This is a genomic window from Pseudomonas sp. LB3P58, from assembly GCF_054897895.1.
This window is the reverse complement of sequence record NZ_JBUBVE010000001.1, coordinates 5,977,586-5,989,715: the sequence shown is the minus strand read 5'-3', so window position 1 is coordinate 5,989,715 and position 12,130 is coordinate 5,977,586. Positions and strand designations below refer to the sequence as shown.

The following is a 12,130-nucleotide window of genomic DNA, read 5'->3' as shown; positions in this document are numbered from 1 at the left end:
GGTTAACCCAATACTACGCAGTGGTCAGAACTTAAAAGGGGAATTGATTAATCCTTGTGGATAAACTAGCCTTGTGTTTTATATATGTGAAACTCTCTAATCATGAATTTTGAAAATATTCGTTACTATTTTACATTACTTCTTTTGGTGCTTGGGACCAATGGCCTTTACGCGGCAGCTATTGTGTGGGTAATAAGATACTTCATACCCATGGAGGGCATGATTTTACATATTGCTTATATAGTTACTTATATTATTCTTTGCTCTTTCTGGTTTTGTTTTTTGGTCAAAAAGTTACGTGGAGTAATTTGATTTAAATGGCGCATAGCGCCTTGTGTCTATTCGGATTTTTCTTTAGAAAGCATTGAATTTAATGTGATGTAGTCAACAAGAGCCTCGAAAAATAGAGCTACCTTTCCTGTTTGTATGTACGCCCTTTCATAATTTATCGGGTCATGCCTGAACAGCTGCACTGAGTCGGGCTTGCGTACTAGTCTAAAAATACCAACACCAGACAATAGTAAGTCCATAGAGCCATAGAGCATATCTCCCTCGTATTTTCCTCCCCGAGCGTCTTGATAAATGCGCCGCACGGGTCCCTGTACGCCAGGTGCTTCAGATCCGTTGTAAATATTGCCAAAGCCTTCATAGATATTATTGGCGCCATGCGCAATAAACATTCCACCCAATGGCGCGGCCCATCCACCTGAGCCTACAGTCACCGCTACACCTACCTCAACTTGCATGGCACCAGCGACCACACCAATGCCATTTTGAGCATAAAAAATCGCCTTGGAAGACAGCTCTGCATATTCACTTGTTATCGATTGCACTCCCTCCCATGCAGTGATGAGCCCTTCATCAACGGCCTTGATAACTTCGTTGGCATAAGAAGAAACCATCGAGCTGAATTGAAGCTGCGTAATACCGTCATGAAAATGTGTAGCGCCTACTGTGCAACCTAATGCAACCAGGTCCGTAGCGGCTTTGGTGACGTCATGGATATCACATGACGTCTCATTCATCTTCGTTTCCCCATGTGCTATAGGCACTTGTACCCGCTTGGATGTGCGTCCAACTAATATCTCGATAACGAATGGACACCAGCTCTTGCGGCTCCGCGTCAGACATATGAATGGCGTGGAGGATTTGAAGATTTACATTCGCAATACGGCCGCCCGTTATTTTCACCGAATAATATTTATCCTGGCCGCCAGCAGGAGAGGTGCGATAAAAATCAATCTTGCATTCTACTTCTTCACCCTCAGCCAGAGCACTGGCTAGCAGTGGCGAAGATTTATCAATGTTTTTGGTGATGGCAATAGGCATGTGTTTGCCTCGCCCACCTGACGTACTGCCATCACTGCCCGTTAACATGGTATGGGCGTAAGCCAACACCATGATTTCGTCTTCATGTCCAAACTGGCATTTGTTACCGATAGAGTCTTGGCTGGAACAGCCGGAAGAAATCAGACCCTGCTTTTTACCGGAAATGGTCATGTAGCTATGACTCGCCATGCCTTCACTCCTTGTGCTCAGAATGGGGGGGAGTTTATGGCAAAGGAGGTAGCTACTTATGTAGGTCGTTTCTGAAAATGCCTGTATTTCTTGAAAAAATAAATCGTGTAATTCATCACTCTTTCGTTTGGCACAACCAAGGCTGTGCCATTTACTTTTGAGTTTCCATGCTTACATCTGCGTCGCCATCCCTTCCACATTCATCGCCGCCTGGCGCAAGGCCTCGGAGCGGGTCGGGTGTGGATGGCAGGTCAGGGCAATGTCTTCGGCAGAGGCGCTGAACTCCATGGCCACGCAATATTCGCCAATCATTTCGCTGACGCTTGGTCCCACAAGGTGCACGCCGAGAATCTCGTCGGTGCGCTCATCGGCCAGCACTTTGGCGAAGCCTTCGGTTTCGTGATTGATCTTTGCCCGGCTGTTGGCGGTAAAGGGAAACTTGCCGACCTTGTACGCACGACCTTCAGCCTTCAGTTGTTCTTCGGTCTTGCCGACGCTGGCCAGTTCGGGTTTGGTGTAGATCACGTTGGGGATCAGGTCGTAGTTGACCTCGGCCGCCTTGCCGACAATTTGCTCGATGCAGACCATGGCCTCGTCCTCGGCCTTGTGGGCAAGCATCGGCCCGGACGTCACGTCGCCGATCACCCAGACGCCAGCCGCTTCGGTGCGATGGCCCTTGTTGGCAAGCATGCCGCGTTTATCCGTGGCCAGGCCGACGTTTTCCAGCCCCAGGCCTTGGGTATAAGGCCGGCGTCCGATAGACACCAGCACGTAATCCGCTTCAATCGTTTCGGCCGTGCCACCGGCGGCGGGCTCGACGCTGAGCTGAACGCCGGTCGCCGAGGTTGTGGCGCTGGTGACTTTGGAACTCAATTTGAAGTTGATGCCCTGTTTACTCAACGAGCGTTGCAGGGTTTTGCCTGCTTCACTGTCCACACCGGGGCAGATCCGGTCGAGAAACTCGATCACCGTCACCTGAGCTCCCAAACGCCGCCACACAGAACCCAGCTCCAGACCGATCACCCCGGCGCCGATCACCACCAGATGCTTGGGTACTTCGGTCAGCGACAACGCGCCCGTTGAATCGAGGATGCGTTTGTTGTCGATGTCCACACCGGGCAGGGGAGTGGGCTCGGAACCGGTGGCGATGATGATGTTTTTGGTGTTCAGTTCGGTCTTGCCGCCCTGGCTGTCGGTCACCGTCACTTTGCCGGGCCCGTCGATGTGGCCCCAGCCCTTGACCCAATGGACTTTGTTTTTGCGAAACAGAAACTCGATGCCCTTGGTCAACCCGGCAACGCTTTCATCCTTTTGCTTCATCATCTGCGCGAGGTTGAGTGTGGGTTTGACTTCAATCCCCAGGTTGGCGAATTCCGCGCCCATGGCGGCGTCGTAGAGTTCGGAGGCGTGCAGCAACGCTTTTGATGGCATGCAACCGACGTTCAGGCAGGTGCCGCCGAGCGTGGCGCGTCCTTCTACGCAAACCGCTCTGAGGCTCAACTGACCGGCGCGGATCGCCGCGTTATAACCACCGGGGCCTCCGCCCAGAATCACGACGTCATAGATGCTCATGGTGTACTCCTGGAGTGAATCGGATCGGAATGGGTAAAACGTAGTCCTTGGGTAAAATTACGAACGTAATATGTGCGTTCCGCAGCATTTCGGTCAAGGCTTCAGCCAAGCGACAGGTCGAGCGCCTTTAGATACAGCATTTAAGAACGGAAATTTCACGGCTTTCGTTATACCGTAACGTATTGCGATATGAGCAACGATAAACACTGGGGTGGTATGCAAGTCGATCTCGATGTCGATGGGACGCAAGTAGCCGGGCTGCCGCGTTTCCAGCAGGCGGTTTTTCAAGGGCGACGATTGCGTCAGTTCGCAATCGGTCTGGGCGCTCTTGCGGCGACAGGTTGGTTGCTGGCGTTTTTCGTCGGGCTGTTTGCGCCGCAGTCGCTCTGGCCAGCATTGCTGGTCAATCAGAGCGCCGGTTTGCTGGTGCTGGTCGCCGGTTTGCAATCGGCCTGGTGGGTGACGCAGTGGCGCGCGCGGGCGTTGAACCCGGTCGTGCAGGTCGTCGTTGCTGACGAAGTCGTTGCCCCGGTGGGCTGGTACGAACGGCTGCTGGATCGGCTCAGCCAGCGATGGCTGCGAATGCTGGTGCAGATCGGCGCCCCGACACTGTGGCTCGCGGGTTGGTCGCTGTTGACGTTATTGAGCATCGAACAAGTCTGGAACCTTGGACTGCCGTCGACCGCACTGGGATTGTCGGCCAGTGTCGGTGCGGCGCTGTCCTTGTTGCTGGCCTTCGGTTTGCTGGTGCTGGAGCGTCAACTCGCGCAAGAAAACGTCGCGCAATGGCCCGAAGCTGCGTCGTTGGCGCAGCTCACACGGGTGGCGATCATTTGTCTGGTGCTTAGCGCTTTGTGCCTGTTGTTGGGTAGCGAAACCTCGGTATGGCCGGCGCGTCTGGCGGTGCTGATTGGCTTGCTGCCAGGGTTGGTCGCCGCCGAGCTGCTGTTGCGCGCCCTGCTGTCGTTGTTCAGTCCGCAGCGCGAACAACTCGAACCTGCCTTGCTGGCGCGCAGCTTCGTCGCCGACATGCTGCGCTGGCCGCCGCAACCTTTGTTGGCGTTGCAGCACGAATTGCACAACCGCTTCGGCATCGACCTGCGACAGATCTGGGCCTTCACCTACATGCGTCGGGCATTTCTGCCGGTGCTGGCCGTGGTCTCGATTGTGGGTTGGTCACTCACCGGCATTCACGAAATCCCCATGCAAGGGCGAGGCATCTACGAGCGATTCGGCAAACCGGTGGAGGTATTCGGTCCTGGTTTGCACGCAGGTTTGCCCTGGCCGCTGGGCCGAGTGTTGAGCGTCGAGAACGGTGTGGTCCACGAGTTGGCCACCAGTGTTGGCGACACCCCGGCGCCGGTCGTGGCGGAACCCGCCGAAGGCCCGGCGCCGGCGATTGCCAATCGCTTGTGGGACGCCAGCCATGTGAACGACAAATCCCAAGTCATTGCCAGCAGCCGAGCCGACAAGCAGAGCTTCCAGATCGTCAACATGGACGTGCGTTTCGTCTACCGCATCGGCCTGAGCGATCAAGCGGCGTTGGCCGCAACCTACAACAGCGCTGATGTCCCGACACTGATCCGCAGCACCGCCAGCCGAATTCTGGTCCACGATTTCGCCTCGCGAACCCTCGACGGTTTGCTCGGCGAAGACAGGGTAGGGCTCGCCGAAGAGATTGGTCGGGCGGTACAGGCTGACTTGCAGAAACTCGATAGCGGCGTGGAAATTCTCGCCACCGTGGTCGAGGCGATTCATCCGCCGGCCGGTGCCGCCAATGCCTATCACGGCGTTCAGGCTGCGCAGATTGGCGCCCAGGCATTGATTTCCCGCGAGCGCGGTGCGGCGGCGGAAGCCACCAACCAGGCGCAATTGCAGGCCAGCATCGCTCGCGATCAAGCGACCGCCAGCGCTCGTGAAATCAACGCTACTGCTCAAGCGGCGGATCTGCGGTTCAGCGCCGAGCAAAAAGCCTACGCCAGCGCTGGCCAGGCCTTCGTGCTGGAGCAGTACTTCAGCCAACTGTCCCAGGGCCTGGCCAATGCCAGATTGCTGGTGCTCGATCATCGTCTGGGCGGCAGCAGTAACGCGCCGACCATCGACTTACGTACGTTCACGCTGCCGGCTGACCCTGCGCCGGCGCGTAAAACCGCTCAGCCAGGAGCTGCCAATTGAGCCAGTCGCACACTCACGATCACGACGACCACACTGGCCACGATCACGGCCATGGCGGACATCATCACGGACATCACCACCACGGTGATCCCCAAGAAGCTGGCCCGTTCCCATGGCGGCGAATGGGCTGGGCAGCGTTGCTGGTGGCGTTCGCCATCGCGGCAGCGAGCCTGGTGCAAGTACGCTCGGGGGAGGCGACGGTGATCACCCGTTTCGGTAATCCGTCGCGAGTACTGCTGGAGCCGGGTCTTGGCTGGCGTTGGCCTGCTCCTTTTGAAGCGGCGATTCCTGTCGATCTGCGACTGCGCACAACCTCGAGTGGTTTACAGGATGTGGGTACGCGGGACGGTTTGCGCATCATCGTTCAGGCTTACGTGGCCTGGCAGGTTCAGGGCGATCCGGACAACGTGCAACGCTTCATGCGTGCCGTACAGAATCAGCCAGACGAAGCAGCGCGGCAGATTCGTACGTTTGTGGGTTCGGCTCTGGAAACCACGGCCAGCAGTTTTGATCTGGCTAACCTGGTGAACACCGACGCCAACCAAGTACACATCGCTGATTTTGAAGCGCAACTGCGTCAGCAAATTGATCAGCAGCTGCTAACGACTTATGGCGTGCGGGTGCTGCAAGTCGGTATCGAGCGTCTGACTTTGCCGTCGGTAACCCTCACCGCTACGGTCGATCGCATGCGTGCCGAGCGTGAAACAATCGCCACCGAACGCACGGCGATCGGTAAGCGCGAAGCGGCGCAAATCCGTTCCGCTGCTGAGCGTGATGCGCGCATCGTGCAGGCCGACGCCACGGTAAAAGCGGCGGACATCGAAGCACAATCGCGCGTCGAAGCCGCGCAGATTTATGGCCGCGCCTACGCTGGATCGCCACAGCTCTACAACCTTCTGCGCTCCCTCGATACGCTAGGCACGATCGTCACGCCCGGCACCAAACTGATTCTGCGTACCGATGCCGCGCCGTTCCGGGTGTTGGTTGACGGTCCGCCGACCCTTGAGAACAAGTCCGGGTCGCAGCCATGAAATTAGTTCCACGTGGAACAAATGAGTTAAGCAGTCCCTGGATTCAGGCGGGGCGATTGGCTTTTTTGGCCCTTTACGCCGTGACAGTGCTCGCCGCTTTGGTGTGGGCGTTTTCCAATGTGCGGCAGATCGATCCGCAAAATCGCGCGGTGGTTTTGCACTTTGGCGCGCTGGATCGCATCCAGAATGCTGGCCTGCTATTGGCTTGGCCACGTCCGTTTGAGCAGGTGATTTTATTGCCTGCGGCGGATCGGGTGATTGAGCGTCGGGTGGAAAATCTGCTGCGCACAGATGTCGCGTTGCAGGCAGACCGGGCAGCGAGTTTCGCCACACCGATCAGCGATGCACTCGCCGGCTCCGGTTATTTGCTCACCGGTGACGCGGGCGTGGTGCAACTGGATGTGCGTGTTTTCTACAAAGTCACCGAGCCGTACGCCTTCGTTCTTCAAGGCGAACATGTGTTGCCGGCATTGGATCGATTGGTGACTCGCAGCGCAGTGACCCTGACTGCCGCACGAGATCTGGACACTATTCTGGTTGCCCGACCGGAGCTGATCGGCGCCGATAGTCAGGCTGCTGAACGCCGCGAACGGTTGCGCGGTGATCTGGTGCAAGCCATCAATCAGCGCCTGGCGGACCTGACCGCGAACGGGCAGGGGTTAGGCATTGAAGTGACGCGGGTCGACGTGCAATCGAGTCTGCCCGGGCCAGCGGTCAACGCCTTCAACGCTGTTCTGACCGCCAGTCAACAAGCCGACAAAGCCGTAGCCAATGCGCGGACTGAAGCCGAGAAACTGACTCAGACTGCCAACGAACAAGCCGATCGCACGCTGCAAGTCGCTCACGCCCAAGCGAGCGAGCGTCTGGCCAAAGCCTCGGCGGACACGGCCACGGTATTGAGCCTGGCCAAGGCGCAACAACAGGGCACCGACCCGCAAATGCTGCTGCGCATCTACCGCGAGCGGATGCCGAAGATTCTCGGTCAGGCCGGCTCGGTGACCACGGTCAACCCGAAAGACGATTCCCGCCTGATCATTCAGGGAGCTGCTCAATGACCACCCAAACCGCCGCCGCACCGAGCATGTTGTCCTCGGCTGAACAACGCAGCGCCGCACGTCAATTGACCTTGGCCATGCTCGCATTGGGCCTGCTCGCACTCGGTCTGACCTGGCGCTGGTTGTCGCCGGAGCAGACGGGCGTCAGTCAATTGCTGCTGGGCTTTGCTTCGTTATTGGTGGCCGTGCCGGTGATGCGTTCAGCCTGGTACAGCCTGCGTTATCCGAGCCTGCACGGGATCACTGATCAATTGATCGCCCTGGCCATGCTGGGGGCGTGGGCCACGGGTGATCTGCTGACCGCGGCGTTGCTGCCGATCATCATGATCTTCGGCCACGTGCTGGAAGAGCGCAGTGTGATCGGCTCGCAGGAGGCGATTCGCGCCCTCGGCAAACTGACGCGCAGCCATGCGCGCAAAGTTCAGGCCGATGGCTCCATCGTCGAAGTCGATAACGGCACACTCAAGGCCGGCGACCTCGTCGAGGTGCGCGCGGGTGATCGGGTGCCGGCGGATGGTCGGGTGTTGTCCGGTCAGGCGAGCCTGGACACCGCTTCGATTACTGGCGAATCGGTGCCGATGGAGGCGGGCGTCGGCATGCAAGTCTTCGGCGGTGCGATCAACCTCGACGGTCTGCTGCGCATCGAAGTGACCCGTACCGGCAATGAGTCGACCCTCGGCAAAGTCATTGCGCTGATGCAAAGTGCCGAGCGTTCCAAACCACCGATCACGCGTTTGCTGGAACGCTACGCCGGCAGCTACATGGTGCTGGTGTTGCTGCTGGCCGCCGTGACCTGGTTCGTCACTAACGATGCTCAGGCCATGCTCGCGGTGTTGGTGGCGGCCTGTCCTTGCGCGCTGGTGTTGTCCGCGCCGGCCACGGCGATTGCCGGCGTGGCGGTGGCGGCTCGTCACGGGATTCTGATTCGCAGCTCCGCGTTCCTCGAAGAGTTGGCAGACCTCACCTCACTGGTGGTCGACAAGACCGGAACCCTGACCTTCGGCACCTTGCGTTTGCAATCCATCGACAGTCCGCTCGAGGATCGCAGCCACGTCCTTAAACTCGCTGCCAGTCTCGGTTCTGCCAGCAGTCATCCGGTCAGCCGCGCGCTCGCCGGGTTGGTCACCCAGGAACATTTTCTGCTGCTCTCCGACATCCACGAGCGTCAGGGGCTGGGTGTGGTGGCGATGACGGAGCAGGGTGAGGCGGCGCTCGGTCGTCCGGAGTTGTTCGCGCAGTTGGGTATCGCCACTTCAAGTGTCCCCGACCACGATGGCCCGATTGCCGGGCTGGCGCTCAACGGTGAATTCCTCGCCTGGCTGTTGCTGGCCGACAGCGTCAAACCTGAAGCTCGATTTGCGTTGAGCGAGCTACGCGAATTGGGGTTGGGCCGGCAGTTGCTGCTGACAGGTGATCGGCAAAGCGTCGCGCGCACACTGGCGCAGGATGTCGGGATCAGCGACGTTGAAGCTCAAGCCTTGCCCGAGGACAAACTCAATCGCGTGCTGAAGGAAATCGGCAGCGGCTTCCGGCCGATGGTCGTGGGAGATGGGATCAACGATTCGCTGGCGCTCAAGGCCGGTGTGGTCGGCGTGGCCATGGGCGCGGGCGGGGCGGACATCGCGCTGGCCTCGGCCGATATCGTCCTGATCGGCAGCGACCTGCGTCGGCTCGGCACGTGTGTGCGCTTGAGTCGCCAATGCCGGCACACGTTGCAAGTTAACGTGATCATCGGTCTGGGCTGGACGCTGGCGATTGTAGCCTTCGCCGCCTTCGGTTGGCTTGGCGCTGCGGGGGCGATGATTGCTGCGTTGTTGCACAACTTCAGCACGTTGCTGGTGTTGGGGAACGCTGGGCGTTTACTGCGTTTTCAGGAACCATTGCTCAAGCTTGAGGATGAGGATTGAGTACGCCGGGTGAATGCTCTAAACAGCGCGATCACGGTCGATTTCAAGTTTTCAGAACTGTGCGATGAATTCGTAGTCATCTAGGGTGAGGGCAATCACTTTTGTGAATTCGCGACGGTGGGTTCGAGCGTTACGAACTATAGAAAAGGGCTATTAATTCGATAGCCAGCTATTTTTCAAGGATGGACTACCCTCACATCAGACGTCTGAAACAAGAGGGTCTATCCATGCTCGCGCACCTTCCTCCGGCCTTACAGAATCTGCAGTTACCGCTACGCCTGCGACTCTGGGACGGCCATGAATTCAATCTGGGGCCGACGCCCAGCGTCACTATTGTGGTCAAGGACCCACAAATGGTTACCCAGTTCACTCACCCAAGCCTGGACGCGCTCGGAGCGGCCTTTGTCGAAGGTAAACTTGAGCTGGAAGGCTCCATCAGCGACGTGATCCGCGTCTGCGATGAGTGGAGCCAGGCGTTGCTCGGCGATCAAGACAGTCAGCCAGTGCGCACCGCTCACGACAAAGAAGCCGACGCCAAGGCGATTTCCTACCACTACGACCTTTCCAACGCGTTTTATCAGCTGTGGCTCGACAGTGACATGGCGTATTCCTGCGCCTATTTCGAGACCGGCAGTGAAACCCTTGAACAGGCCCAACAAGCCAAGTTCCGCCACCTGTGCCGCAAGCTGCGGCTGCAACCAGGGGAATATCTGCTGGATGTCGGCTGCGGTTGGGGCGGACTGGCACGGTATGCGGCTCGGGAGTTTGGCGCGAAGGTGTTCGGGATCACACTCAGTAAAGAGCAACTGGCACTTGCCCGTGAACGGGTGACTGGCGAAGGCCTGGACGATCTGGTCGAACTGCAACTGCTCGACTACCGCGACCTGCCTCAGGACGGTCGCTTCGACAAAGTGGTCAGCGTCGGCATGTTTGAACACGTTGGCCACGCCAATCTGGCCGAGTACTGCAAGACCTTGTTCGGTGCGGTGAAGGAGGGTGGCCTGGTAATGAACCACGGGATCACCGCCAAACGCATCGACGGCCGTCCGGTGGGGCGCGGTGCCGGCGAATTCATCGAGAGGTATGTGTTCCCCAATGGCGAGCTGCCGCATTTGTCGATGATCTCTGCCGAGATCAGCGAAGCAGGGCTGGAGATCGTCGACGTCGAGAGTCTGCGCCTGCATTACGCGCGTACCCTGGACCACTGGAGCGAACGCCTGGAAGACAATCTGGAAGCGGCTTCCAGGCTGGTACCAGAGCAGGCTCTGCGTATCTGGCGGCTTTACCTGGCGGGATGCGCTTATGCGTTCGCCAAGGGTTGGATCAATCTGCACCAGATTCTCGCGGTAAAAGCCCACCCCGATGGCAGCCATGAACTGCCATGGACGCGCGACGATATCTACAATCCTTAAAGTATCGGTGAAATAAGCCGGGCGACCCGCATGCCGACCTGTTGCAGGCGGTGGGTCTCCCGGCTTTCTTCTTTGGCGATCTCGTGAGCCTGGGCAAAGTCATCGTTGAGCATCTGTTCTACTTCGGCGGCAAACGCGCTGTCGACCGTCAACAACATCACTTCAAAATTCAGCCGGAACGAGCGGTTGTCCAGATTGGCACTGCCAATGGCGCTGATTTCGCTGTCGATCAACACCACTTTCTGATGCAGGAATCCCGGCTCATAGCGGAACACCCGCACGCCAGCGCGCACGGCTTCGAAGGCATACAGGCTGGAGGCGGCGTAGACGATTCGGTGGTCCGGTCGTGAGGGCAGCAGCAGCCGCACATCCACACCTCGCAGAACCGCCAGCCTTAACGCAGCGAACACGGCTTCGTCGGGGATGAAATACGGGCTGGTGATCCACACCCGCTCGGTTGCCGCATGGATGGCTTCGACGAAGAATAACGAACAGGTTTCGTAGGAATCCGCCGGACCGCTGGCGAGTAATTGGCAGAGCACGCCGTCGTCCGGGTAAACGTCCGGTAGGATCAGCGGCGGCAATGAGCGGGCAGCCCAAAACCAGTCTTCAGCAAACGATTCCTGCATGCAGGCCACCACCGGACCGCGTACTTGCACATGGGTATCGCGCCACGGGGCGAGGGGTGGTTTCTCGCCCATGTACTCGTCGCCGACGTTGTGCCCACCGACGAAACCCAGTACTCCATCGACCACCACAATCTTGCGGTGGTTGCGGAAGTTGACCTGGAAGCGGTTGAGCCAGCCGCTGCGGGTGGCAAAGGCTTTGACCTCGACGCCGGCATCGCGCAGCGGCTGAACGTAACTGTGAGGCAGGGAATGGCTGCCGATGCGGTCGTACAATAAATAAACCGCCACGCCTTCGGCGGCTTTCTGCAGCAGCAAGGCTTGCAGGCGTTGGCCAAGGCGATCGTCGTGGATGATGAAAAACTGAATCAGCACCGCTTCCTTCGCGTTGCTGATGGCTTCAAAAATGGCATTGAACGTGGCCTGGCCGTCGATCAGCAAACGCACTTCGTTGTTCGCCAGGCACGGCATTCGCCCCAGTTTCGGCATGGCCCTCAAGGACGCGTAAGCATTTGAGGCGCGAGCGGTCAGCGCCTCTTCTACCCAAGGGCGCCAGTTGAGCTCGGAGATTGCCTTGCGCATTTCTTCGTTGGCCTGGCGCCGAGCCTTGATGTAGCCATCGAAGGTACTGCGGCCGAAGACTAGATAGGGGATGAGCGTGAGGTAGGGAATAAACAGCAACGACAGGGCCCAGGCGATCGATCCCTGGGCGGTCCGGACGGTGAGCACGGCGTGGATGGCAGCGATCAGGCCCAGGGTGTGAAGCAGTGCAATCATGTAGCCGAAAATATGCGGTCCAAAGTAATCCATGGGGCAGCCTTGCTCCTGAAGATT

At 58.3% G+C, this 12,130-nt stretch carries 9 protein-coding genes; 5 read left to right on the top strand and 4 right to left on the bottom strand.

Annotated elements, in window-relative coordinates:
• Positions 1-338: 338 nt before the first annotated feature.
• The 3 genes from ACYZTZ_RS27965 to lpdA form a co-directional block, all read right to left on the bottom strand.
• Positions 339-1,025 carry a DUF4225 domain-containing protein gene (locus tag ACYZTZ_RS27965; protein WP_462000295.1) on the bottom strand — a complete coding sequence of 229 codons (687 nt, stop codon included), beginning with the start codon at positions 1,023-1,025 and terminating at the stop codon, positions 339-341.
• Entirely contained in the window at positions 1,018-1,518 is a 501-nt protein-coding gene (locus ACYZTZ_RS27960; RefSeq protein ID WP_462000294.1) for an Hcp family type VI secretion system effector, read from the bottom strand. The genes ACYZTZ_RS27965 and ACYZTZ_RS27960 overlap by 8 nt, the downstream gene beginning before the upstream one ends.
• 171 nt (positions 1,519-1,689) lie before the next feature.
• The gene (lpdA, locus tag ACYZTZ_RS27955) at positions 1,690-3,090 is read right to left on the bottom strand and encodes a dihydrolipoyl dehydrogenase (RefSeq protein ID WP_462000293.1); all 1,401 of its coding nucleotides are present in this window, start codon (positions 3,088-3,090) and stop codon (positions 1,690-1,692) included.
• A gap of 216 nt (positions 3,091-3,306) precedes the next feature.
• Here lpdA and hflK (ACYZTZ_RS27950) point away from each other — a divergent pair, with 216 nt between their 5' ends.
• The 5 genes from hflK (ACYZTZ_RS27950) (at position 3,307) to cfaB (ending at position 10,670) form a co-directional block, all read left to right on the top strand.
• Entirely contained in the window at positions 3,307-5,265 is a 1,959-nt protein-coding gene (hflK, locus tag ACYZTZ_RS27950; RefSeq protein WP_462000721.1) for a protease modulator HflK, read from the top strand.
• Positions 5,262-6,296: a protease modulator HflC gene (hflC, locus tag ACYZTZ_RS27945; protein WP_462000292.1), complete on the top strand. Its 1,035-nt coding sequence runs from the start codon at positions 5,262-5,264 to the stop codon at positions 6,294-6,296. The genes hflK (ACYZTZ_RS27950) and hflC overlap by 4 nt, the downstream gene beginning before the upstream one ends.
• A complete protein-coding gene (hflK, locus tag ACYZTZ_RS27940; RefSeq protein ID WP_462000291.1) occupies positions 6,293-7,351 on the top strand; it encodes a protease modulator HflK in 1,059 nt (352 codons plus the stop codon). The genes hflC and hflK (ACYZTZ_RS27940) overlap by 4 nt, the downstream gene beginning before the upstream one ends.
• On the top strand, positions 7,348-9,258 hold the full coding sequence (locus tag ACYZTZ_RS27935) for a cation-translocating P-type ATPase (RefSeq protein WP_462000290.1): 1,911 nt from the start codon (positions 7,348-7,350) through the stop codon (positions 9,256-9,258). Before hflK (ACYZTZ_RS27940) ends, ACYZTZ_RS27935 begins: the two co-directional genes overlap by 4 nt.
• Before the next feature lie 227 nt (positions 9,259-9,485).
• Positions 9,486-10,670, top strand: coding sequence for a C17 cyclopropane fatty acid synthase CfaB (gene cfaB, locus ACYZTZ_RS27930; protein WP_462000289.1), 1,185 nt, complete (start codon positions 9,486-9,488; stop codon positions 10,668-10,670).
• Here cfaB and cls read toward each other — a convergent pair.
• Entirely contained in the window at positions 10,667-12,106 is a 1,440-nt protein-coding gene (cls, locus tag ACYZTZ_RS27925) for a cardiolipin synthase (protein ID WP_462000288.1), read from the bottom strand. The genes cfaB and cls overlap by 4 nt on opposite strands.
• Positions 12,107-12,130: the final 24 nt, after the last annotated feature.